Source organism: Thioalkalivibrio sp. ALE21 (assembly GCF_003208255.1).
GTDB classification, from domain to species: Bacteria; Pseudomonadota; Gammaproteobacteria; order Ectothiorhodospirales; family Ectothiorhodospiraceae; genus Thioalkalivibrio; species Thioalkalivibrio halophilus.
This window is the reverse complement of record NZ_QKMA01000003.1, coordinates 34624-58490: the sequence shown is the minus strand read 5'-3', so window position 1 is coordinate 58490 and position 23867 is coordinate 34624. Positions and strand designations below refer to the sequence as shown.

Sequence of the window (23867 nt, the reverse complement as noted above, 5' to 3'; positions counted from 1 at the left end):
GGACGTCACTCGATGGTGAACAGGCGACCGAAATTGGCGATGTCGAGCACCTTGCGTACCCCGTCGGACGCCCCGACGATGCGCACGTCGGCACTATCGCCGCCGGCGTGTTCCCGCAACAGCAGCAGCATGCCCAGCGCGGAGCTGTCCATGTACTCCGTCTGCGACAGGTCGATGACGTAGCGCATGCCGGCGCCGCGGGTGTCGCGGTAGGCGCTGCGGAAGTCCTGATGCTGATCAAAATCGAAACGGCCGTGGATGGCGATGCGCAGTTCGCTGCCGTCCGTCGATGTGCGGGTCTGGATGCTCATGCGGTCTCCGTCGGGAGTTTTCGGGGGTCAGAAGAGTTCAACGTCGCCGGTGTCCAGGTTTTCCTGATTCACGGCGCGATGATGACGATTCTGGCGATCCTCGCGCCAGGCGCGCACGCGCTCGGCCATCGCGCGGGCATCGTCGGTGGAGCGTGCCTCGTGCAGGATCCCCTGCAGTTCGTGCAGATGGGCCAGGGCGTCTTCGGCGGTGCCCAGGGACTGACGCGCGATGTCCTCGAACTGCAGCGAGCGAACCGCGGTGGCGACCGCCTGGTTCATGCGATCGGTCAGCTCCGCCTCTTCCCGCAGCCGGCTTTCCATGTCCTCGGTGGCCTCGCGGGCATAGTCGAACAGCGAGCCGATCCGCTCCTTTTCTTCCATGCTGTCGCTCATGTCGCGCGAGGCCATGGAGTGGACCGTGTCGTGCACCTGGCGGATGCTGCGGCGCGCCTCCTCGATCTGCTTGCGGATGTCCTCGTGGAAGGTGGCCGAGCGCTTCGACAGGTTGCGGACTTCGTCGGCCACCACCGCGAACCCGCGCCCGGCCTCGCCGGCCCGTGCGGCCTCGATGCTCGCGTTCAGCGCCAGCAGATTGGTCTGGTCGGCGATCTCGCCGGCACTGTCCAGCAGCTTGAACACCCCGTCCATGTGCTGGTTCATGTCCGCCATGTGGTGCGCGCTCTCCACGCTCTGGCGACTGACCTCCACCAGCGTGTCGATGAACATCTGCAGGGTCTCGTCCGACTGGCGGGTCAGGTCGCGCAGGATCTCCGGCTGGGATTTCCCGTCTTCCCCCGCGTTGTTCGTGGAGGACAGATCGGAGCTCATCAGTTCCTGCTGGCGTTCGGCGATCTGGTGCATGTCGCTGAAGCTCTCGCCCAGTTCCTTCACCGCGTTCTCGATCAGTCCCTTCTGCCGGGTGATCTCCTGATCGATCTGGTCCAGTTCGAAGCGCATGGCCTGGTCGATCTCTTCGGACAGTTCCGCGCCGCCGGCCACCCGGTGCGTGGCTTCCTGCTCGCCGTGGGTGGGGGCGTCCGCGTCCGGGGTGTGCCACAGGGCGACGACCAGCGCGGCACCCAGCAGCAGGGGCACCACCAGCAGGCTGGCCGCCGCGGCTGCTCCGGCCAGCCAGACGCCGCCAATGCCGGCCAGCAGGGTGGCCACCAGGGCAATCGCCAGGCCTCGCTGTAGCGGCGGGTGCGTCAGACGTTGTTTCCAGTCATTCATCACGTGTCTCCTCCGTTGGCGACGGCGCGGGCGGTGTCGCGATGATCGTCCAGCAGTGCCTCGGCGATGCGCCCCAGCGGCAGAACCTGTACGGCCGCGCCGCGTTCCACGGCCTCGCCGGGCATGCCCCAGACCAGGCTGGTCGCTTCGTCCTGGGCGATGGTGTGGGCGCCGGCCTCGCGCAGCGCCAGCAGCCCGCGGGCGCCGTCGTCGCCCATGCCCGTCAACAACGCGGCCACGGTGTTGGAACCGGCGGACTGCGCGGCGGATTCGAACAGCACGTCCACGCTGGGCCGATGCCGGTTCACCGGCCCCTGGTCGTCCAGCCGGCAGACGTAGCGCGCACCGTCCCGCTCCAGGCGCAGGTGATAGTCCGTGCCGGGGGCCACGAATACGTGCCCCGGCATCACCACGTCTCCGTCCTCGGCCTCCTTCACCCGTAGTGCGGTGCTGCGGTCCATGCGCTCGGCGAAGGCCTGGCTGAAGCCCGCCGGGATGTGCTGGGTGATCACGATCCCGGGTGCGTCCGGCGGCAGTCCCATCAGCACCTCCTTGAGGGCCTCGGTGCCTCCGGTCGACGCGCCCAGCGCAATGACGCGGTCGGTGGTGCGAAAGCGGCGGCCCCCGCCGGCGGTGGCCGCCGGCCGGGTGGCCTGAGCGGGCGCTTCCGCCGGGACGCTGCGTGCCTGCACGCGAATGCGCGAGGCCGTGCGGATCTTCTCGATCAGGGCGTCCGCATAGGCCTCCATGGCATGCGCCACGTCGGTCCCCGGCTTGGTCACGAAATCCACCGCTCCCAGCTCCAGTGCCTGGAGGGTGACATCCGCCCCCGCTTCGGTCAGCGAGGAAACCATGACCACCGGCATCGGGCGCAGGCGCATCAGATTGCGCAGGAAGGTGATGCCGTCCATCTTCGGCATCTCCACGTCCAGGGTGAGCACGTCCGGATCGTGCTGCTTGATCTTCTCACGGGCGTCGTACGGATCGGCCGCGGTTTCCACCACCTCGATATCCGGTGCCTGGTCGAGGATCCGTGCCAGCAGCTTGCGGATCAGGGCCGAGTCGTCGACCACGATCACGCGGATGGGGCGGGCCTGCGTTGTGCTCATTCAAACAGCTCCACGTCGCCGGCCAGGTCCTCGCCTTCGAGGCGGCGGCGGTAGTCCTGCTCGCGTTCGAGCAGGGTGTTGTTGTGCAGGGACACGAGCTTTTTCAGCCGCACCCGTCCGGAGGCAGGGAAAAACACGACCTTGCGCGGCCACGGGCCGCCCACGTCCTCGGCCAGAATCTCGAGCCCTTCTTCGCGCGCGTAACGGCGCAGAAACGCGATGTTCCGCGCGCCCACATCACTCATGCCCGCCATCACGCGCCCGCCCCCGAACATCTTGATGCGCAGGTCGTCGTGTTCGGCGCCCAGCTTGAGCAGCTCGTTCACCAGGAACTCCATCGCGTGGGTGCCGTAGCGCGTGGCATTGGAAACCGCCGGGCCCCAGCCGCTGTCGCGTTCGCCTTCCGGGAGCATGAAATGGTTCATGCCGCCCACGCCGGCCTTCGGCGACCATACGCAGGCCGACACGCAGGAGCCCAGCACCGTGGTGATCAGTTCCGCGGAGGACACCGAAACGTAGCATTCCCCGGGCAGCAGCTTGGCCGCCGGGGCATTGTTCATGCGATCCCAGTAGCGGTTGATGTGCGCGAAGGCACCATCATGCAGCTCGGGCAGCGCGCTCATGGCGAAACCCTCCGGTACAGCGTCTGTTCCAGCAGGCGGAACGCGTCGGTCACCCGGTACAGCGACTCGGAGTGGCCGATGAACAGGTAGCCACCCGGGCGCAGGATGGTCGCAAACCGTTCCACCAGCTCCTTCTGGGTCGGTTTGTCGAAATAGATCAGCGTGTTGCGACAGAAGATCGCGTCCAGCGGCCCCCGGATCGGCCATTCGTCGAACAGGTTGAGCTGCTGGAAGCGTGCCATCGAGCGCAGGTCATCGCGGATCCGGACCTTCCCGTCCTGCCCGCCCTTGCCGCGCAGCAGCCAGCGCCGCTGGCGTTCGCGCGCGATCCCGGTGATGCGACTGCCGTCGTAGATCCCGGCATCGGCATGCGCGACCACGCGCGAATCCACGTCGGTCGCGAGGATGCGCGCCGCATCCGTCGAGCCCGTCGCGTCGGCCAGGGTCATCGCGATCGACCAGGGCTCTTCTCCCGTGGAGCAGCCGGCCGACCAGATCTTCAGCGGCCCGTCCGGGTTGGCCCGGCGCATCTCCTGCAACACCGATCCCTCCAGCATCTCGAAGTGATGCGGCTCGCGGAAGAATGCCGTGAGGTTGGTGGTGAGGGCATTGATGAACTCTTCGAGCTCGGCCTCGTCGCCACCCTCGACCCGGTCGAGATACTGCTCGAAGCGTTCCAGGCCCAGCGCCCGCAGCCGCCGTGCCAGGCGGCTGTAGACCAGCTCCCGCTTGCTCTCGTTGAGCATGATCCCGGTGCGTTCGCCAATCAGGCGGGCGACGCGCCGGAAATCGCGGTCGCTCAGGCTCTCGAAACGGCCCATTCAGCAAAGGTCTCCGGTGCGCCTCAGAATTCTTCCCATTCTTCACCGCTGTCCGCGGTGGCGGACTTCTGCTGCGTCCGGGCGCGCGGGGCCGGCTTCTTCTTCTCCTCTTCCTTCTTCGCGGCGGGACGAGTGCTGCCGGCGGCGGCCGGGCGCTGTGCCCGGTTTTCCTCGGTGCGCCCGGCGGGGCGGGCAGCCGCGGCCGGAGCGGCCGGGGCCTCGCTGCGCGAGCCCTTGAAGAAGGCCATCAGCTCGAGCAGTTCGCGAGCCTGATCGTCGAGGGACTCGGAGGCGGAAGCGGCCTCCTCGACCAGGGCGGCGTTCTGCTGGGTAACCTCGTCGAGCTGGGAGACGGCCTTGTTGATCTCGTCGAGCCCGGTGGACTGCTGCTCGGAGGCGGCGGCGATCTCGGCGATGATGTCGGAGACCTTCTTGACCGAGTCGACGATCTCTTCCAGGGCCTTGCCGGAGGCGTCGACGAGCTTGGTGCCCTCGTCGACCTTTTCGACCGAGTCGGAGATCAGGGACTTGATCTCCTTGGCGGCCTGGGCGCTGCGCTGGGCGAGGTTGCGGACCTCGGTGGCGACGACCGCGAAGCCGCGGCCCTGTTCGCCGGCGCGGGCGGCTTCGACCGCGGCGTTGAGGGCGAGCAGATTGGTCTGGAAGGCGATCTCGTCGATGACACCGATGATGTCGGAGATCTTTTTCGAGGACTGGTTGATCTCGCCCATGGCGCCGACGGCCTTGCTGACGACCTCGCCACCCTCGGCGGCCTTGTCGCGCGCGGCGACGGCGAGCTGGTTGGCCTGCTTGGAGTTGTCGGCGTTGGATTTGACCGTGGAGGTCATCTCTTCCATGGAAGAGGCGGTTTCCTCCAGCGAGGAGGCCTGTTCCTCGGTGCGCTGGGACAGATCGGTGTTGCCCTGGGCGATCTCGGAGGAGGCCGAACGCACGTTGTTGGCCCCTTCCAGGATCTGGCCGACCAGCCGGTCGAGGTTGTCGATGGTGTCGTGGATGGCGTCGCGGAACTCCGCGAATTCGCCCTGGAAGTCGCCCTCCAGCCGCGCGTTCAGGTCGCCTTCGGCCATGGCCTGCATCACGCGCGAGCCTTCGCGCAGCGGCGGGACCACTGCGTCCAGCAGGCCATTGATCTTTTCGCCGACGACGCGCGTGAAGCCGCTGTACTTCTCGGGGTCCAGGCGTTCGCCCAGATTGCCGCTGGCTGCGTCCTCGATCAGCGTGGTGATCTCTTCCTCGGCTTTACGGACCTCCGTGACGTCCTGCCACTCCAGCATGTTGCCGGCATAGTTTCCGCGAGCGTCGATGATCGCGGTGGCATTGATACGGAAGCGCAGGTTGTCCAGGGCGATCTCGGCCTCGTGCGGCAGGCGCGCGGGATTCTGCAGGATCGCGTGCTGGTGCGCAGGGTTTTCGTGGAACCGATCAATGGACTGGCCCACGAGGTTTTGCGGGTCGAAGCCCGCGAAATGCCGGGAAAGGGTCGCCTGATGGCGCTCGAACATCCGCTGCAGCGCCTGGTTGGCGAAAGTAATGTCCATGTGCTCGTCGCACATCATCAGGGCGCCCTCGGCGCCATCGATGGCTGCGGCGAAGCGCGCGCGTTCACGTTCGGAGCGATTGAATTCGGTGATGTCGCTCCACTCCACCATGTTGCCCCGGTAGTTGCCGTCGTCATCCACGACCGCGGTGGCCTCGAGCTTGAACTCGATTCCGCCTACTTCGATGTTCGCGGTCCAGGGCAGACGTTCCGGGTTCTGCAGGATTGCCCGCTGGTGGGCGGGATTCTCGTGGAACTGGTCGATCGACTGCCCCACCAGATTCTCCGGATCGAAATCCGGAAAACGCTTCCGGATCTGTGCCTTGCGTTCGGTCAGCAGGTCCACAACATGCTGATTCGCGTAAATGATGTTCATGTCCGTGTCGCACATCATCACGGACATGCGCGACCCCTCAAATGCGGCGCGCATGAACTCGCCGTCGAGTCGTTCTTCGTAGACGTTGGCGTTCTGCGTCTTTTCGGCCATGGTGCTGTCCTCGCTGGGGGTTTGTTGCGGGGTTTCGGTACGGGCGGACCCGGTGTTCTTGCGGCTGCGGCCCTTCGCCGGTGCCTTGCGGCGCGCGGGGCGGGCCTCGCCCTCGGCCGCGTCGCCGGTATCGTCGGACCCGGATGCCTCGGTCTGCGGCGGCTCGTCCGAGGGCTCGGACCGGGCTTCGTCGCCGTCGTCCATCCAGCCCAGCGGATCGTTGCCCAGTTTGTTGCGCTTGCGTGTGCTCATTGCGTGTCCCGTCGTTCAGGCCGTTGCCGTCGCGGTTTCCATCAGGTCCCCGGCGAGGGCCCTGAAGTCCCCGGCGGCGCGATGCCGGGGCTGATATTCGAAGATCGTCTGGCCGAAGCTCGGACTCTCGGCCAGCACCACCGATTCGCGGATCGTGGTTTCCAGCAGTTGCGAGCCGAAGTGCTCGCGGATCCGGTCGCGCACCTCGCGGGCGTGGCGGCGCTGTTCCATGAATCGCGACAGCACGATCCATTTCGGCCGCGAGCCGCCCAGGCGCTCCTCAATGCCGTGCAGGATGCGCATCAGCCGCGACAGCCCGTTCAGCGAGAGGAAGTCGCCGGCTACCGGGATCAGCATCTCGTCGGCGGCGATGATCGCGTTCATGCCCAGCAGGCCGGCCGATGGCGGACAGTCGATCAGCACGTAGTCGAACGGTTCGTCCATCGCCGCCAGGGCTCGCTGGAGGCGCCAGCCGCGTTCGGCACCGCCCTGGTTCAGGTTTTCCACTTCCTGCAGATGCTCGCCGGCGGCGACCACCTGCAGGCCGTTGCCGGCCTCGCTGAAGGCGTCCTGCATGCGCGCCTCGCCGTGCAGTACCCGGTCGAGCCCGGCGGGGTCCTCCAGGCCGAAGGCCATGGTCAGGTGCCCCTGCGGGTCCGCGTCGATCGCCAGCACGCGGTTCCCGGCCAGCGCCAGCGCGTGCGAAAGGTTCAGCGTTACGGTGGTTTTGCCGACGCCGCCTTTCTGGTTGATCACCGCGAACGTGCGCATGGGTCGTTATGCCTCAGGCGCCCTGTTCTTCCCGGATCGCGTCTTCGCTGGCGATCAGGCCGGGGCCGAGCAGGGTGTCGATGTCCAGAACGAGGATCATCTTCTCCTCCACCGTGGCCAGCCCGCGTACGAAGTCGATGCCGATGCGGGTGCCGAAATCCGGGGCCGGCTGCAGGTTGTCGTCGCCGATGCTGTACACCTCGGAGACCGCGTCCACCACGATGCCCATCACCCGTTCGCGGTCCTCGCTGATCACCCGCAGCATGATCACCACCGTGGTGGGGCCGTACTCCAGTGGCTCCATGCCGAAGCGCAGGCGCATGTCGATGATCGGCACGATCATGCCGCGCACGTTGATCACGCCGCGGATGTAGTCCGGCGTGTTGGGCAGCGGGGTGGGGCGTTCCCAGCCCTTGATCTCCTGCACGCGGAGGATGTCCACCCCGTATTCCTCGTCGGCCAGGATGAAGGTCAGGTACTGGTCCTCCCCGGCGGTGGCCGGGTCCTGGATGGACTGGGTCGCGTCGTTAGCCATTGCGTTGGACTCCATTGGTCATCATGCAGCGCGGGTGTCGTGTCCGGCGGCCATCCGGGCGATGCCCGCAACGTCCAGGATCAGCGCCACCTGGCCGTCGCCGAGAATGGTGGCCCCGGCCGTACCCGGCACCCGCCGGAAATTGGTTTCGAGCGTCTTGATGACGACCTGCTGCTGCCCCAGCAGGTCATCCACCCGCAGGGCCACGCGCTGGTTGTCCGCCTCGGCCACCACCAGCAGGGCCCGATCCGGCATCGGCGAGGGTTCGGCCTGCCCGAACAGGGCCGCCAGATCCACGACCGGGATGTACTCGTCCCGCAGGCGGTAGAGCGGCAGCTTGCCGAAGGCCTGCTTCACGTTCTCGGGTTCCGTCTGCAGTGACTCGACGATCGCGATCAGCGGGATCACGAAGGTCTCGTCGTGGATCTTCAGCAGCTGGCCGTCCATGATCGACAGGGTAAGCGGCAGGCGAATGGTGACCCGCGAGCCCCGGCCCGGCTCGGAATGCAGTTCGATGTTGCCGCCGAGGCTGCGGATGTTCTTCTTCACCACGTCCATGCCCACGCCGCGGCCGGACAGGTCCGACAGCTTCTCCGCGGTGGAAAGCCCGGGCTCGAAGATGTACTGCAGGATCTCGTGCGGTTCCGGATTCTGGTCCGGCCGCAGCAGACCGGCGGCGCGGGCCTTCTCCAGGATGCGGTCGGAGTTCATCCCGCGGCCGTCGTCGCGGATTTCGATCACCACGTTGCCGCCGCGATGGTAGGCCTCCAGCGTGACCCGGCCGGTGGGATCCTTGCCGGCCGCGCTGCGCTCGTCGGGCATCTCGATGCCGTGGTCGATGGCGTTGCGCACCAGGTGCACCAGCGGATCGCCCAGGTGCTCCAGCACGGTCTTGTCGATCTCGGTGAGCTCGCCTTCCATCTGCAGGTCGATCTGCTTGCCGAGCTGGCCGGAGAGGTCGTGGACCAGGCGGGGGAAGCGGTTGAACACCTGGGCGATGGGCACCATGCGGATGCCCATCACGCTTTCCTGCAGCTCGCGGGTATTGCGCTCCAGTTCGGCCAGCCCCGAGCGCAGGCGCTCGATCTGCTGCTCCACGCGCGCGGGGTCTTCTTCCATCTGCTCGCTGATGTCGGTGAGCATCGACTGGGTGATGACCAGCTCGCCGACCATGTCGATCAGGGCGTCGATCTTGGCGGCGTTGACCCGCATGGAGCTGGATTCGGTCGGCTTCGAGGCCGCGCGTGCGGGGGCTCCGGCCGCGCTGTCCTCACCGCCGGGGGGCGCGGATGCCGGGCCGGAGCTCTCCGGGGGCGGGTCCGCCGGGGGGTGCGCTCCGGTGCTGTCGCCGGCGGTTTCAAGCGGTTCGATCGTCAGGTCGCATTCGTCCTCGACCCATTCGAAGACTTCCTCGATGTCGGCACGGTCCGCGTCGCCGCGCAGTTCCAGGGTCCAGGCGAGGTAGCTGGCCTCCGGGTCGTAGCCTTCGAGCGTCGCGGGCAGGCCCTCTGCGTCGCAGTGCACCGTCAGCTCGCCCAGCTCCTCAAGTACTTCGAACATGCGCAGCGGGTCGTTGCCGGTGCGCAGGAGATCGGCATGCGGACGAAAATGGATGCGCCAGCCGCGGGGCGTCCCGTCGCCGTCGCCGTCCCCGGAGCCGTTCACCGGTCCGGATCCGTCAACGTTCCCGCCCACAGTGGGCGCCAGGGCATCCGGAGTCGCATCAGGCGCCGCGTCACCCAGGGTCGCCTCGATCAGGGCCCGCACCTCGGCCGCCTCGGCCGGGTCGGCTTCGCCACCATCGCGGGCCGCCTGCAGCTGGCCGCGCAGCACGTCCACCGCGCGCAGCAGCAGATTGACGATCTCCGGGGTGGTCTCCTGCTGACCGTTACGCATGCGGTCGAGCAGGGTCTCCATGCCATGGGTGAATTCGGAGATCGCGCTGAACCCGAACGTCCCGGCGCCGCCCTTGATCGAGTGGGCCGCACGGAAGATCGTGTGCAGGGTTTCCTCGTCGCCGGCGTTGAGCGCCAGCAACTCGGTCTCCATGTGTTCCAGCCCCTCGAAGCTTTCTTCGAGGAAGGCCTCGGTGAACTGGGACATATCCATGGACATGGCTAGCGCAGGACCTTGTTGACGGTGCTCATCAGCTTTTCCGGATCAAACGGCTTGACCAGCCAGCCGGTGGCGCCGGCCGCCTTGCCCTCCTGCTTCTTCTCCGGTCCGGCCTCGGTGGTCAGCACCAGGATGGGCGTGAACTTGTAGTCGGGCAGCTTGCGCAGCTCGCGGGTCAGCTCCAGTCCGTCCTTGCCGGGCATGTTTACGTCGGTGATGACCAGATCGGCCTTCAGCCCCTGTGCCTTGCTCAGGCCGTCGTTGCCGTCCCGGCCCTCGGTCACGTCGTGACCGGCCTGCTTGAGCGCGAAGCTCACCATCTGTCGCATCGAGGACGAGTCGTCCACCACCAGCACCTTGGCCATTGCGTGCCCCTGTTATCCGATTGTCTTGTTCATGCGGGCGACCCCGGGTCCGGTCGTGTGACCTGTCAGCAAGCCGTGTGCCAGGGCCGCCGTCGCATTCTCCGAAAAAACCTGTACAAGGACTGTACATCAAACTCGGGGTCCGTCACAGAATTTAACGGGTCCCGGATGAAAAACTTGAGCCGAGCGGTTCCGCTCCGCGGAAAAACGACAAAATCCTGACCATTCCTGTACAGCTGGAAAGGCTTTGTGTCCTGCTGTCGTCAGGATCCCGGCTGGTTCGCGGAGTCCTGCACGTGGCCCTCCAGGCCCAGGCGCTGCAGGCCGCTTTCCAGGGCGGGGCTGACGGGATCGAGTGTCATGGGCTGGCCGCGGCGTTCGGCTTCCCGGCGCAGCATCGCCAGCAGCTGCAGACCGGCGGTGTCGGTGTCCCGGACGCTGTCACCGTCCAGCCGCAGGGGCTGGCCCTGGTCCAGGGTCTGGCGCGCGGCTTCGGTCAGCGCCTCGACGGCATCGATGCGCAGGCGTTCCGGCAGTTCGATGGCGGGCTGTTCGTTGGTATTCATGCGGGCTCCTGGTTCATGCTGCGAGATGTCGCGTGCGGTCGTTCCTGTCTGTGTCGGCATCCGAACACAGGGTTTGAGGTTCGTCACGTTTTCACAAGTTCCGTTTCTTTTTTCCGGGGGCACTCGCGATGGTCCGTTCCGGTCCGCCGCATCGACGCATCATCGCCTTGCCGGGGCGGCCGGAGGTCTGCGAGTGCGCGGGCGAATGGCTGCGGCAACAGGCCGGTGGCCACGGCGTCCTGTGGGCGGGCCGCAGCGCGCCCCCGGATCTGCCCTCGGTGCGTCCGGCCCAGGCCGGAGACTGGCTGGGCCGCGAGCGCGACGTGGTGGTATTCGAGGCGCAGTCCGGTCTCCCCGCCGATGCCCTGGTGATCGTCAGCGGCATCCTGCGCGGGGGCGGCGTGCTGGTCCTGCTCACGGATGCCGACGGCGCCACGCCGTTCGGCGAGCGCTGGCGGCAGGCGCTGGCGGAAGCGGTGGTGGAGCATCCCGACCCTGGACGGCCGGCGAACTGGCCGCGTCCCACTGGCGCCGTGCCCGGCGAGGGCTGGACCGACGACCAGCAGCGGGTGCTGGAGCGGCTGCGCGACCCGGGCGAACCGGACGCCCCGGGCGGGCGGCGCTGCGACGTGGTGATTGCCCCGCGCGGGCGCGGCAAGTCCACCGTGCTCGGACAGTGGCTGGGTGAACATCTGCGGCTGTCGGGCGCTCCGGACGGGGAGATTGCCGTGACTGCGCCGGCCCCGTCCGCGGCCGAGCGGCTGCTGGCGCAGGCTGCGGAAGGCTCGCCCGTCGTGGATCCCGCGACGCTGTATCGCGCACCGGCGGTCCTGCTGGATTCCCCGGCACGGCCCGACCTGCTGATCGTGGACGAGGCCGCGGCCATCCCGGTGGAGCGCCTGCTGGAACTGACCCGGCGCGCCCGCCGGGTGGTCCTGGCGACCACCACCGGCGGGTTCGAGGGCAGCGGTCAGGGTTTCCGCCTGCGGGTGCTGCCGGCACTGGAACGGGACGGCCTGTCGCCGCGGATCCTGCGCCTGCACGAGCCCGTGCGCTGGGCGGCGGGCGACCCGCTGGAAGACTGGATCAACCGGCTTTTCCTGCTGGAGGCGGCCAGCCACGAGCCTTCGCCCCAGGCCGTGCGTCTGGCGTGGCGCTCGCCGGCCGAGCTCGCGGGCGACGCCGCCCGCCTGGAGGCGCTGACCGGCCTGCTGGCCGACGCCCATTACCGCACCCGGCCCTCCGATCTGCAGCGCTGGCTGGACGATCCGGACCTGCATGTCCTGCTGCTGGAAGGGGCACGTGATGGCGCCCTGTTCGGCGCGGTGCTGGTGCAGGCCGAGCCGGGGCTGGAGCCGGAGCTGGCGGGCGCGGTGTGGGCCGGCGAGCGGCGGCCGCCGGGGCGCTTCCTGCCGTGCACCCTGGCTGCGGTGGGTTCCTTTTCATTGGCGGCGCAGACCGCCTGGCGGATCCACCGGATCGCGGTGCATCCTGCCTGGCAGGGGCGCGGGCTGGGCACGCGCCTGCTGCGCGCCGTGGCCGAAAGGGCCGCGCGCGACGGGGTGGGGCTGCTGGGGGCGGCGTTCGGGGTGACCCCGGGCATGCTGCATTTCTGGCAGCGCGAGGGCTTCGCGCCGGTGCGCCTGGGCGTGCGCCCGGATCCGGCCAGCGGACAGGTCACGCTGATCGTGATGCGTGCGCTGGCCGAGGCCGGCGAGGCGTGGCCGGCGCTGGCGGCTGTGCAGGGGGCTTTCGCCCGCGACTGGCCGCTATGGCGCGCGCTGGCCGCGGAGCAGCTGGACAGCGCCACCACCCGCGCCATCGAGCAGAGCCTGCCGGCGCCCGGCGATCATGGCGAAGTCGATGCGGACGATCGCGCCTCGATCGAGGCGTTTGCCCATCGCAGCCGCAGCTTCGAGTGGGCCCTGCCGGCACTGCGCCGGGCCCTGGCGGCCGAGGCCGCGCGGGATCGCGAGCTGGATCTGAACCCGGGCCAGAACCCGGGCCAGGACTCGGGCCAGGCCCTGCTGCATGCCGCGTGCGTGCAGCAGCAGGACTGGGCGGCCCTGCAAGCGCTGGCCGGAGTCTCCGGCAGGCGGGGGGTCATCCGCCGCCTGCGCGAGGCGGCGGCCCGGTGGCTGGCCGAAACCCGGCCCGAGATTCGGCCCGAGATCCGGCCCGGGACCCGCTAGTCCACCCGCACCAGGCGCGAGCTGACCAGCTCGCCGTGGCGCAGCATCGCGTCGTACAGGGCCTCGCTGCGTTCGGCCAGTTCGGCGTCGTCGTCCCAGGCCCCGGGGCGGTCGAATGCGTCGCCGGCGCGGTACCCGTTGCCTACGGCCTGCACGAAGGCCGCGGCGGCGCGGGTGGTGACGGTCGGGTCGCTGACCGAGCCGTCGCCATGGTCCAGGCGGGCCGGCACGTAGTCGCCGTCGAGCTGGTATTCGAGCGCGCCGAGGAACATGCGGTCCAGCGCCCGGCCCACTTTCTGCTCCAGTTCGGGGTGGCGTTCACCCATCAGGCCGGACGTGCCGTCGCGCTCGCGCAGGATGGAAAACCCGCCGGTGACCTGATGCACGAAGCGCCACTGGCCGCCGACATCCACCTCGTCCGACGCGGCCATGGCCCGGCCGTCGACGAATTCCAGGCGCGCGGGCAGGCCCCAGTCACGCAGCGGCCCGTGTCCGTCCAGCACGGCCGTGGTGATGGCCGCGGCGCGATCCGCCAGGGTTTCCGCCCGTTCCTGGTCGTCATCGTCTCCGTACAGCGCCAGCATCTCGTACAAGCCCTTGTGCCCGCGCAGCATGGCACCGAGCTGATCGACGGACCACTCGGCACCCTCGTCCAGTACGTAGACCCCGGCGTCTGCGTCCCAGGCCTCGTCGGCCCGGTCCGCGACCGCGCGGGCGACCGCGACCAGGTCGTCACGCGAATGGCCCAGCCAGCCGGCCAGCGCGTCCAGGTCGAGCTGGCCCATGTCATCGGCGCCACCCGGCTTGTCCTGGCGGACCCAGGCATAGGCCGAGGCGTGCAGCGCATCCATGCCGTAGGCGAAGGCCTCGGCATCGCTGGCGTCGGCGCCGTCGATCCGGCCGTCTTCGTGGCGCGTGTTGACCAGATGGTTTTCCAGCTGCGAGATCATCGGGCCGGGCTTGTGGGTGAGGTCATCGTACAGCCCCAGGTCCTCGAACCGGCCCGCGCTGTGGTGCATGTGATAAAGATAGGAGGCTTCGGCGTAGGCGGCTGGTGCGGCCTCCTCTTCCCCTTCGGCATGGGCGCGGAGGCGACCCTCGTCGAGGAACGCCCCCTCGGCGTAGCCCAGCAGGTCCAGCCAGCGTTCGCCGACCGCCTGCATCGGGTCTCCGGCCAGTTCCGGGCGATAACCTTCATGGCCCATCTCGCTGTCGCGCATCAGCCGGCCCTTGACCGTCAGGGCCCCGAGGGCGGCGAAGGTGTCCTCCGCCCGTGCGCCGTCGACGGAGACCAGCGGCTGGCCGTCCCGGTCCAGGGTCTGGGCGACCGTGCCGGTGCCGGTGCCGGTGTCCGCATGCGCGGCGCCTCCCGCGAGGCTCAGCGCCGCGATCAGGGTCCCGCCGAATCGAGTCTTTGCAGCCATCATGAAACCTCCTGGATCATCCTTTGTGGTGTTCGAAACCGGGCGGCAGGTGCTCGCGCATCGCATCGCTCAGCGGGACATCGTGCACTACCATCACCGGCAGGCTGGCGTGGCGCACCAGCCACTCGGTGGCCGAGCCCGACAGCATGCTGGCGAGCTGGCTGCGCCCGCGGGTGCCCATCACGATCAGTTCCCCGTCCCATTCCTCGGCGAGGCGCGAGATCTCCTCGGGTGCACTGCCCACGGCCACCGCGCATTCCTCGTCGTCCCGTGCCCATTCCTTCAGCCGGGCATAGGCCTGCTCCTCCGCCGACTGGCGCATGTCTTTCGAATGCAGCGGCGAGGAGCCGGCCCCGGCCATGGCCCCGGCCGCGCTGCCGCGGGCGACATCCGCGGGTTTCATCACGTGCAGCAGGCGGCGCGTGGCACCGGGACAATGGTGCCGAGAGATAGCGAGGGCCGCGGCCGAGGCGGAAGAAAAATCGATGGCGACAATGACGCGTTGCAGCATGCGGAAATCCTGACTTTCGAGCGTGCGTGGCGGGGGCGACCCCGTTGGACTTTGAGGCTGGCACTTCAGAAAACGCTGATGAGGTGTTAGACTCGCGCGCCTTTCTCACGGGCGGTTCCTGTGACCTGCTCCTCGTCCGTGATCCAGCGCCGTAACTGGTGGCCACGGGATGCCTAGCAGTACCCCACTGACCGGTGCCCGTCAATCCCACCCGTCTTATCACTGCAGTCGCGGTCTGCACCGTGCTCAGGGCCGGCGCGTCAAACCTCTGATTCGGGAGATTTGCCGTGCAGCAGACGCTACAGGCCTTCTGGCAACGCCAGCGTGACATCTGGTTCTTCAACGTCCGCGGCGATCTGATCGCCGGGATCGTCGTCGCCCTCGCCCTCATTCCCGAGGCGATCGCGTTTTCCATCATCGCCGGCGTGGACCCTTCGGTGGGGCTGTACGCGTCCTTCTCCATGGCGGTGGTGATCGCCTTCACCGGTGGTCGCCCCGGCATGATCTCCGCGGCTACCGGGGCCATGGCCCTGCTGATGGTCACCCTGGTGGCGGAGCACGGGTTGCAGTACCTGCTGGCCGCGACCCTGCTGACCGGGGTGATCCAGCTACTGTTCGCCTGGGCGAAGCTGGGGCGTTACATGATGTTCATCCCGCGCACCGTGATGGTCGGGTTCGTGAACGCGCTGGCGATCCTGATCTTCATGTCGCAGGTGCCGTATCTGGTGGACGGTGACACCACCATGTGGGTGCTGGTCTCCGTCGGCCTGCTGATCCTCTACGGCCTGCCGCTGATCCCGGGCTATCCCAAACTGCTGCCGCCTCCGCTGGTGGCCATCGTGGTCCTGACCATCGTGGTCTACTACATGGGCCTGCCCACCATGGAAGTGGGCGACATGGGCGAGCTGCCCGACGGCCTGCCGGTGTTCCTGTTCCCCGACATCCCGTGGAACCTCGAGACCCTGCAGATCATCTTCCCCACCGCGTTCTCGCTGGCTGTGGTCGGTCTGCTGGAATCGCTGATGACGGCGCAGGTGGTGGACGATCTCACCGACACTCCCTCCGGCAAGAACCGCGAGGCCCAGGGCCAGGGCATCGCCAACATCGTGACCGGCTTCTTCGGCGGCATGGCCAGCTGCGCGATGATCGGGCAGTCGGTCATCAACATCAAATCCGGCGGTCTGGGACGGCTGTCTACCCTGTCGGCGGGTCTGTACCTGCTGTTCTTCATCCTTGTGCTGGGGGATCTGGTGTCGATCATCCCCATGGCCGCACTGGTGGCCGTGATGATCATGGTCTCCATCGCCACCTTCGACTGGAGCTCGCTGACCACCCTGCACAAGCTTCCGCGCACCGATGCCACCGTGCTCATCGTGACCGTGGGCGTGACCGTGGTGACCCACGACCTCTCGCTGGGCGTGTTCGCCGGCGTATTGCTCAGCGCGGTGTTCTTCGCGCGCAAGATGGTCAACGCCGTCCATGTGGAAAGCGAACGACCGGAAGGAAGCAGGATCCGTACGTACAAGGTCCGCGGGCAGCTGTTCTTCGTGGCCGTGGACAAGTTCATCGACAGCTTCGACTACCGCGAGCGCATTCATCACGTGGTCATCGACCTCAGCGAAGCCTCGCTGTGGGACAGCTCCGCGGTGGCCGCCATCGACAAGGTGGTGGCCAAGTTCCGCCGCAACGGCATGGAAGTGGAAGTGAAGGCCCCGCCCGGCCAGAGCGGCGAGCTCCACGACAAGCTTGCCCTGCACGACAAGGAAGGCGGCGCCAGCGAACCCGGGGGCCACTGATCCGCGCCGGCACGTGACCGTGCGCCCCGGGGCATTGCACTATCGTCCGGCGCCCGCGTTCAGGGCTGCGTCCAGTTGTTCGGTGACGTGGTCGGCGATGCGGGTGTCGAGCCAGTAACGGGGGCGCCCGGGCACGTCTCCGGCCACAAAGCCGACATGCCCGCCGCGCGCCTGCAGCTCCAGCCGGACCCCGGAGCCCAGTTCGCGGGTGGCGGGGACGCTGGTGCCCGGGACGAACGGGTCGTCCGCGGCATGCAGGATGAGGGTCGGCTGGCGGATCGCGCCCAGGCGCGGGCGGCAGCTGGCCCGGGCGTAGTAGTCGGCACTGTCGCGAAAGCCGTGCAGCGGGGCGGTGATGCGCTCGTCGAACTCGCGCAGCCGGCGCATGCGGCGTAGCTCCGCGAGCGGCAGCGGGGCATCGTCGCGTGCTGCGAACTTGCGCAGCGTGACCCGGCGCAGACCGCGCATCAGATGCCACTGGTAGACCCGCGCGAAGCCGCGCTCCAGGGCATCGGCGCTGGCGGCCAGATCGAACGGCACCGATACCGCCACAGCGGTGGCCAGCGGCGCGTCGCCGCGTTCCCCCAGCCACGACAGCAGCATGGAACCGCTCAGGGAAAACCCGCAGACCGCCATCGGCCGGGTGGGGTCGCGTCGACGCAGGGTCTCCACCACGTGGTCGAGGTCGTCCCATGCCGCCGCGTGATAGCTGCGGCGCAGCCGGTTCGGGTGCGAGCCGGCCCCGCGCGAGATCAGCACCGCGCTGCCGATCCCGCGCCGCGCCAGCGCCGCCACCACCCCCAGCGCATAGCCCGAGGTCTCGTCGCCGCCCAGACCGTGGCCCACCAGCACCAGACCGCGGCCCGGTGGCCCCCAGGCCAGTTCCAGGAAATCCCCGTCCGGCAGTTCCAGGCGTTCGCGCTCCAGCCGCACCGGTGGCGGCGCGCGAAACAGTGCCGGAAAGACCGTCTGCGCATGGCGCCCCGCCAGCCACCAGGCCGGCCGGAACGCCTGATCCGTCTTGCCCTCGAACGGGTCGCTCAACCTCTGGCCTCCTCGATCGCCACCGGATGCATTCGCGGACAGCGAGCAGGCCATGAAGTGCCCCGAGCGCGCTCGAACCTGGCCACGGCGCCAAAGACGTGGGAAACGATCTTGCCTCCGGGTGTCCTGGTGTCGATCGTTTTCGAGACTCCCCGCTCAGTGATCGCAGGGATGGACTCGGGGCCGGATGCCGCGCTAACTTAGCACAAGGTAATACCTAGTAATACGAGGTCCGCCATGGCAACGTCCCTGAAAATCGATGACGCACTGAAAGCCCGCCTCCAGGATCTCGCCGCCCAACGCCGACGGTCGCCCCACTGGATCATGCTCGAAGCCATCCGCCAATACGTTGACCGCGAGGAAGCCCGAGAGAGTTTCAGGCAGGAAGCCCTGGCGTCCTGGTCGGCCTATCGGGAAACCGGCCAGCACCTGACCGGGCAGGAAGCCCGCGACTGGTTGAGAACATGGGGCACTGACGATGAAGGAACCGTGCCCGAGTGCCACGAGTAATCGTCACCGCAGGCGCCGCAGAAGGTTTGGAGCGATGCAGGCGGGCTCTCGCCACTAAAGCTCCGGATGCGGCCAGGCGCGCGGGTCAGGTGATCGAGCGGCAATTCCTGCTGCTGGAAACGGCCCCCGATATTGGGCGACCGGACCCTGAAATCCCCGAACTGCGTGAGCTGGTGATTGCCTTCGGCGACTCCGGATTCGTGGCCCTCTACCGTCACGAACCGGCCGACGACGCCGTGTACGTCCTCGCCTTCCGGCACCAGAAAGAGGCGGGTTACTGAATGCGGAGCCCGAGCTTCAATCGCTTGTGCCGTGCATCGGTCACGAACAGCGGAATCCGTAACCGCGGCTTACAGGTTGGGGGCCGGAATTTTCAGATCGTCCGGGGTGAGGCGGTGCGGCAGGAGCGCCTGGACGGCGTCGGGTGCGGCCACTGGACGGTGGGGCGCGCTTACTTGCCCGGCGTCCGCCGACGGTAGACCCCCAGCTCCAGGCGCTCCCAGGGGTCTTCGCTGTCGCGCTTTTTGATGATGCGGGCCACCAGATCCTCGTTGCGGTCCAGCAGCTCCGCCGCCATGTCGTTCTCGTCGCGCGGCAGATACCCCAGCTGGTGATCCAGCCAGCACACCGCCACTGCGTTCGGATCGACCGGATTCAGCCGCTCGCGCTGCACCGTCAGCCCCTGCCCGCGGCGCAGGTGCGGCCACAGCCGCGGCGCCTCGTGATGCCGATACCCCGCCAGCGGAATCCGTTGCAGGAGCTCCTCCGTGGTAGCCGTGTTCTGAATCCGGTCCCGCCGCGCATAATAACCGCGCAGCACGGGAACGGGCCGGGCCTGATCGGGAAAACGGGAGCCGTTGCGTTGCATGGGAACCTCCGGGGTTCGTGTTGCCAGTACCCGTATCCCACCACAGGCGGTGGCTCACACAGTGAGCCACCCGGCCAGGGCGTCGCTACCGTGGTCTCCGTTGGGGCTGTTTCGTTTGTTGCGTTTGTGCTCCTGGTGCGCCCATATCGAAGGAAGACGAGAGGAACGACGATGAACGCCCACGAAAGGAACAGCGGCCTGCCCGACCCTGAAGACGCCGCTCTGGCGCGCGAAGGCGCGAGCGAACTGGCCCGGCTGCTCGCAGAGAAGCTCGAGGCCGAACGGGTGCAGATCCGTCTGGACGGAGCCGACCTGATCGTGCCGCGGCAGGCGGTCTCTCTGTTGCGCGACATCCTTGCCCAGATGGCCCAGGGGAACGCAGTAACGGTGGTCCCGACCCACGCGGAACTGAGCACCCAGGAGGCGGCCACGATCATCAACGTGTCGCGGCCATTTGTCGTCAAACTGCTCGAGCGGGGCGATATCCCGTTTCGCAAGGCCGGCACGCACCGCCGCATCCGTTATGAAGACCTCATGAACTACAAGGCGCGCATGGACGCCGACAGCCGCGAAGCAATGGATGCTCTGGCCGCGCAAGCGCAGGAGCTGGACATGGACTATTGATGCATGCGCTTCAGCTCTTGACTGATCATCCCCGGGCTGCGGCCCAGCGTCCGCGCAATCGCCCCCTGCGAGCGCCCCAGCCCGCGCAACGCACTGATCTGATATCGTTCTTCCTGGGTCAGCTGCCTGTAGTGCCTCATCGGTACGCCTGAATGGGTTTGGGGTGAGAGCCACCCATTCTACGGCGGCAGCTGGCCCACCCCTTCCGGGTTCAGGCGTTGCAGTTATTCTATGAATTCAGGCCCTGATTCCATCCTGGTTCTCCAGAACGCGCTCTCTGGATTCCGGCTCTTCCAGTAAGGTGCAGAGGGTCTCGACGGTCTCTCTGTCGGGCAAGTTCTTGTCGTCGAGGGATTCGCCGGCGGTGGCCATCAGCGGAAAGCATAAGGTGATTGCGGTTGCGATCCTTGCAATGGGCATGAGTAACTCCACAGGTTCAGGTGTAGCGGGCGGCGGCTTCGCGCAGCGTGTCGGCGACGCGCTGGCGCAGGGATTCGGGGGCGATGACTTCCACGCCGGGGCCGTGGCGCAGGATTTCCTGGATCAGTTCGGTGGGGTCGGAGTAGGGGATCTGCAGTTCCCAGGTGTCGCCGCGGTACTGGCCGATCTGGTCGGGGTGCCAGGTTTCGTCGGCGACCCAGCGGGCGTGTTCGGGCGTGAAGCGCAGTACGGCCCATTCGCTGGCGGGGCCGGTGAAGATGCCGAAGGCGGCGCCGACGTGGCGGTCGAGGTCGGCATCGGCTTCTTCCCGCAGCGGGGTGTCCTGCACGGGGGTGGCGGCACGGATGCGTTCCAGGGCGAAGGTGCGCAGGGCTTGGGCGTTTTCGCACCAGGCGATCAGGTACCAGTTGTCGCGGTAGTAGAGCAGACGCTGCGGGTGGATGCGGCGGCGGGTAGCGCTGTCGCGGGCGCGGCCGTGGTAGTCGATGTCCAGCGGGTGGCCGGCGAGGGTGGCCTCGGCGGCGATGCGGAAGGTGTCGGCGGCGCTGGTGCGATGGGCCTGGGGCTGGATCTGGATGCGCCGGCGAAGTTCGGTGGAGTCCTGGCCGCCGCTCTCCAGCAGGCGGCGGATGCGGGTCTTCATCGGGCCGATGACGGGGGCGAGCAGGCCCGGCTGCATGTCCTCCAGCAGCTGTTCCATGGTCAGCAGGGCGAGCAGTTCGGATTCGTTGAACCACAGCCCCGGCAGCTCGAAGGCCGGGGCGTCGGGGTCGTAGCGGTAGCCGTTGGCCTGCGCGTCGTACTCGATCGGTGCCTGCATGAAGTCACGCATGTATTCGATGTCGCGCTTGAGGGTGGCGCGCGACACCCCGAGCTGTTCCACCAGCTGCGCCAGCGAGGGCGGCTGGCGGCTTTCCTTGAGCCGGCGATGCAGGTGGAAGATGCGTTCGGCGCGGTTCATGGGGAGGACCTGGCGGCGGATCAGTGCAGCCGGCGGCTGACGCGGATGATCTCGTCGTCGGAGGTGAGGATCTCGCGCTGGAAGCCGTGGCGGCGGGCGAGGGCGAGCATGCCGTCGTTGTGGCGCAGGACCTCGCCGAACAGTTCGCGCAGGCCGTTGCGCCGGGCGGAGTCGATGATGGCCTCCATCAGCAGCGAGCCCACGCCGCGGCCCTGCCAGGCGTCGCTGACGACTACGGCGAATTCGGCGCTCTCGCCGTCGGGCTCGGTGGTGTAGCGGGCCACGCCCACCTGGACTTCCTGGCCGTCGGCGTGATCCACGGCGATGAAGGCCATCTCGCGGTCGTAGTCGATCTGGGTGAAGCGCACCAGCATTTCGGGCGTGAGTTCGTCCAGCGAGCGCATGAACCGCAGGTAGCGGGTCTTTTCCGACAGGCTGCGCACGAAGGCCTGTTCGATGGCGGCGTCTTCGGGGCGGATCGGCCGCAGTTCCAGCTCGTGGCCGTCGCGGGTGGTGACGGTGTGCGCCACGTGCCCGGGATACGGATGGATGGCCATGTGGGCGTAATGGCGGGTGTCGTGCCCGGGGTCCGCCAGTTCGATACGGGCGTCCACGGCCATGACACCGTGCTCGCCGGCCTGCAGCGGGTTGATGTCCAGCGACGCCAGTTCCGGCAGTTCGCAGGCCATCTCCGAAACCCGCAACAACACCTGTTCCAGCGCCTCGCGCGGTACCGGCGGGGCGCCGCGGAACTCGCCCAGGGTGCGCGCGGCGCGCGTCTGGTCGATGAGGCGTTCGGTCAGTGACTGGTTCAGCGGCGGCAGGGCGATGGCCTGGTCGCCGATGACTTCCACCGCGGTGCCGCCCAGGCCGAAGGCGATCACCGGGCCGAACACCGGGTCGCGCGAGATCCCGACGAGGAGTTCGCGCGCATGCCCGACCTCGGACATGCGTTCCACGGTGACGCCTTCGACGTCGGCGTCGGGGAAGTGCTCGCGGATCTGGTCCAGCATCTCCTGGGTCTGCTGACGCACCGTCTGCACGCTGCGCAGGTTGAGCCGCACGCCGCCGAAGTCGCTCTTGTGGCTGATCCCGGTGGCGCTGATCTTGAGCGCCACGGGGAAGCCCAGGGTTTCGGCGGCCAGCATCGCATCCGCCGGGTCGCGCGCGAGGATGCTGGGGTTGGTGGGGATGTGGAAGGCGGCCAGCACGGCCTTGGACTCGCGGATGCTGAGAACTTTGCGGCCATCGTTGCGGGCGTTCTGCAGGATCAGGTGGGCGCCCTCGATGTCGGACGGGGTCTCGTCGCACAGCGGGCCCGGGGTCTGCAGCAGCATGCGCTGGTTGTGGCGGTGCCGGATCAGCCAGGCGAAGGTCTCGATCGCCGCTTCGGGCGTGCGGTACTGCGGGATGCCTGCCGCGTCGAAGCGCCGGCGTGCGCTGGCCACCAGCGGGTCGCCCATCCAGCAGGCGAGCACCGGCTTGTGGCTGTTGCGGGCCTGTTCAATCACGGCTTCGGCACAGGCGTCCGGGTCGGTCATGGCCTGCGGGGTCAGCAGTACCACCGCCATATCTACGCCGGGGTCGGCCAGCGTGATGCGCAGTGCCTCGCCGTAGCGTTCGGCGGTGGCGTCACCGAGGATGTCGATCGGGTTGCCATGCGACCAGTGGCCGGGGAGCAGGCCGTTCAGCGCGTCCATGCTCTTGTCCGCCAGACTGGCCAGATCCAGGCCGAGGTCGGCCGCGCGGTCCACGGCCATCACGCCGGGCCCGCCGCCGTTGGTGAGGATCGCCAGGTTCTCGCCGCGCAGACGCATCCCCTGCGCGAGGATGTGGGCGGCGGAGAACCACTGCGACACGCGCTCCACGCGGACCACGCCGGCGCGTTCCAGGGCGGCGTCGAAGACTGCGTCGGAGCCCATCATGGCCCCGGTGTGGGTGGCCGCCGCCTGGGCGGTGGCCGCGTGGCGCGCCGACTTCAGCACCACCACGGGTTTCATGCGAGCGGCCGCGCGCAGCCCGGAGAGGAAACGCCGGGTGTGGCGGATGCCCTCGACGTACAGCAGGATGCCCTGGGTTTCGGGATCCACCGCGAGGTAGTCCAGCAGCTCGCCGAAGTCGACGTCGGCGGCGTCGCCGGTGGAGGCGACGCCGGAGAAGCCGATGCCGGTGGACTGGGCCCAGTCCAGCACCGCGGTCACCAGGGCGCCGGAACTGGAGACCAGCCCCAGCTTGCCGGGCAGTGCCTGGTTGTGACTGAAGGTGGCGTTGAGGCCGATCCGCGGGCGCATGATGCCCAGGCAGTTGGGGCCGATCAGGCGCATGCGGTAGCGCTGCGCGATCTCCACGCACTCCTGCTGCAGGCGCTGGCCCTCGCGTCCGGCCTCGCCGAAGCCGGCCGACAGGATGACGGCGCCGTGCAGCCCCGCCTCGCCACAGTTGCGCAGGATGGCGGGCACGGCCCGCGCGGGCGTGGCGATCAGCGCCAGGTCCACGCGGTGCTCGCCGGGGCGCAGTTCGGGGACGCAGGGCAGCCCCTGCACCGTGTCATGCTTGGGATTGACCGGGACCAGCGTGCCTTCGTATCCGGCGGTCAGCAGGTTGGCCAGGACAGTCTGGCCCACGGCCCCCTCGCGCTCGGTGGCGCCGAATACGGCGACGCCGCGGGGGTTGAAGATCTTGTCGAGGATATGGGTGCCCATGCATGCTTCCTGCGGTGGTGGATCCGATGAATTCGTGCTGCCCGGAGGGGC

Annotated in this window: 23 protein-coding genes and 1 pseudogene; 5 read left to right on the top strand and 19 right to left on the bottom strand. The window is 68.2% G+C overall.

All coding sequences use genetic code 11. The features are described from left to right. Positions 1-5: 5 nt before the first annotated feature. From D893_RS03485 to D893_RS03435, 11 genes are all read right to left on the bottom strand, one after another. Positions 6-311, bottom strand: a complete 306-nt coding sequence (locus D893_RS03485) for an STAS domain-containing protein (protein ID WP_018947350.1) — start codon at positions 309-311, stop codon at positions 6-8. 27 nt (positions 312-338) lie between these two features. After that, the gene (locus D893_RS03480) at positions 339-1541 is read right to left on the bottom strand and encodes a methyl-accepting chemotaxis protein (protein ID WP_110619153.1); all 1203 of its coding nucleotides are present in this window, start codon (positions 1539-1541) and stop codon (positions 339-341) included. Continuing rightward, entirely contained in the window at positions 1541-2650 is a 1110-nt protein-coding gene (locus D893_RS03475; RefSeq protein WP_024330056.1) for a chemotaxis response regulator protein-glutamate methylesterase, read from the bottom strand. The genes D893_RS03480 and D893_RS03475 overlap by 1 nt, the downstream gene beginning before the upstream one ends. Next, a complete protein-coding gene (gene cheD / locus D893_RS03470; RefSeq protein ID WP_110619152.1) occupies positions 2647-3273 on the bottom strand; it encodes a chemoreceptor glutamine deamidase CheD in 627 nt (208 codons plus the stop codon). Before cheD ends, D893_RS03475 begins: the two co-directional genes overlap by 4 nt. Then, positions 3270-4094, bottom strand: a complete 825-nt coding sequence (locus D893_RS03465; protein ID WP_024330057.1) for a protein-glutamate O-methyltransferase CheR — start codon at positions 4092-4094, stop codon at positions 3270-3272. The genes cheD and D893_RS03465 overlap by 4 nt, the downstream gene beginning before the upstream one ends. Before the next feature lie 23 nt (positions 4095-4117). After that, positions 4118-6391 (bottom strand): methyl-accepting chemotaxis protein, encoded by a 2274-nt coding sequence (locus tag D893_RS03460; protein ID WP_110619151.1) that lies wholly within the window; start codon positions 6389-6391, stop codon positions 4118-4120. A 15-nt stretch (positions 6392-6406) separates the two neighbouring features. After that, positions 6407-7162, bottom strand: a complete 756-nt coding sequence (locus D893_RS03455) for a ParA family protein (RefSeq protein WP_110619150.1) — start codon at positions 7160-7162, stop codon at positions 6407-6409. 13 nt (positions 7163-7175) lie between these two features. Next, positions 7176-7697, bottom strand: coding sequence for a chemotaxis protein CheW (locus D893_RS03450; RefSeq protein ID WP_018869624.1), 522 nt, complete (start codon positions 7695-7697; stop codon positions 7176-7178). Positions 7698-7718: 21 nt separating this feature from the next. Beyond that, positions 7719-9812, bottom strand: coding sequence for a chemotaxis protein CheA (locus D893_RS03445; protein ID WP_110619149.1), 2094 nt, complete (start codon positions 9810-9812; stop codon positions 7719-7721). A gap of 2 nt (positions 9813-9814) precedes the next feature. Next, positions 9815-10177: a response regulator gene (locus tag D893_RS03440; protein ID WP_018869626.1), complete on the bottom strand. Its 363-nt coding sequence runs from the start codon at positions 10175-10177 to the stop codon at positions 9815-9817. Between the two features lie 263 nt (positions 10178-10440). Beyond that, positions 10441-10743: an STAS domain-containing protein gene (locus D893_RS03435; RefSeq protein WP_018947627.1), complete on the bottom strand. Its 303-nt coding sequence runs from the start codon at positions 10741-10743 to the stop codon at positions 10441-10443. Between the two features lie 128 nt (positions 10744-10871). Between D893_RS03435 and D893_RS03430 the strand changes: the two genes are divergently transcribed. After that, on the top strand, positions 10872-12935 hold the full coding sequence (locus tag D893_RS03430) for a GNAT family N-acetyltransferase (RefSeq protein WP_110619148.1): 2064 nt from the start codon (positions 10872-10874) through the stop codon (positions 12933-12935). Here the strand turns inward: D893_RS03430 and D893_RS03425 are convergent. Beyond that, entirely contained in the window at positions 12932-14362 is a 1431-nt protein-coding gene (locus tag D893_RS03425; protein ID WP_110619147.1) for a hypothetical protein, read from the bottom strand. The two genes, D893_RS03430 and D893_RS03425, sit on opposite strands and share 4 nt — an antisense overlap. Positions 14363-14375: 13 nt before the next feature. Then, a complete protein-coding gene (locus D893_RS03420; protein ID WP_018947624.1) occupies positions 14376-14870 on the bottom strand; it encodes a universal stress protein in 495 nt (164 codons plus the stop codon). A gap of 287 nt (positions 14871-15157) precedes the next feature. Between D893_RS03420 and D893_RS03415 the strand changes: the two genes are divergently transcribed. Then, a complete protein-coding gene (locus D893_RS03415) occupies positions 15158-16666 on the top strand; it encodes a SulP family inorganic anion transporter (protein WP_018947623.1) in 1509 nt (502 codons plus the stop codon). Between the two features lie 39 nt (positions 16667-16705). Here the strand turns inward: D893_RS03415 and D893_RS03410 are convergent, their stop codons facing one another. Continuing rightward, complete coding sequence (locus D893_RS03410; protein ID WP_018947622.1) at positions 16706-17710, bottom strand: hydrolase; 1005 nt, start codon at positions 17708-17710, stop codon at positions 16706-16708. Positions 17711-17947: 237 nt separating this feature from the next. On the opposite strand from D893_RS03410, the gene D893_RS03400 reads away from it, so the two are divergent. After that, complete coding sequence (locus D893_RS03400; protein WP_018947621.1) at positions 17948-18220, top strand: CopG family ribbon-helix-helix protein; 273 nt, start codon at positions 17948-17950, stop codon at positions 18218-18220. A gap of 26 nt (positions 18221-18246) precedes the next feature. Then, positions 18247-18501, top strand: a complete 255-nt coding sequence (locus tag D893_RS03395; protein WP_024329990.1) for a type II toxin-antitoxin system RelE/ParE family toxin — start codon at positions 18247-18249, stop codon at positions 18499-18501. Between the two features lie 170 nt (positions 18502-18671). Here the strand turns inward: D893_RS03395 and D893_RS03385 are convergent, their stop codons facing one another. Then, the gene (locus tag D893_RS03385; protein WP_018947620.1) at positions 18672-19088 is read right to left on the bottom strand and encodes an HIRAN domain-containing protein; all 417 of its coding nucleotides are present in this window, start codon (positions 19086-19088) and stop codon (positions 18672-18674) included. 171 nt (positions 19089-19259) lie between these two features. Here D893_RS03385 and D893_RS03380 point away from each other — a divergent pair, with 171 nt between their 5' ends. Then, positions 19260-19712 (top strand): excisionase family DNA-binding protein, encoded by a 453-nt coding sequence (locus D893_RS03380; protein WP_077244405.1) that lies wholly within the window; start codon positions 19260-19262, stop codon positions 19710-19712. Between the two features lie 5 nt (positions 19713-19717). Here the strand turns inward: D893_RS03380 and D893_RS03375 are convergent. The 4 genes and pseudogenes from D893_RS03375 to D893_RS03365 form a co-directional block, all read right to left on the bottom strand. Next, positions 19718-19852: pseudogene (locus D893_RS03375) on the bottom strand (helix-turn-helix domain-containing protein); the annotation flags it as partial. Between the two features lie 97 nt (positions 19853-19949). Beyond that, on the bottom strand, positions 19950-20132 hold the full coding sequence (locus D893_RS13730) for a hypothetical protein (RefSeq protein ID WP_146220536.1): 183 nt from the start codon (positions 20130-20132) through the stop codon (positions 19950-19952). Positions 20133-20148: 16 nt separating this feature from the next. Continuing rightward, positions 20149-21114: a WYL domain-containing protein gene (locus D893_RS03370; protein ID WP_018947616.1), complete on the bottom strand. Its 966-nt coding sequence runs from the start codon at positions 21112-21114 to the stop codon at positions 20149-20151. Between the two features lie 20 nt (positions 21115-21134). Further along, complete coding sequence (locus D893_RS03365; RefSeq protein ID WP_110619145.1) at positions 21135-23816, bottom strand: bifunctional acetate--CoA ligase family protein/GNAT family N-acetyltransferase; 2682 nt, start codon at positions 23814-23816, stop codon at positions 21135-21137. Positions 23817-23867: the final 51 nt, after the last annotated feature.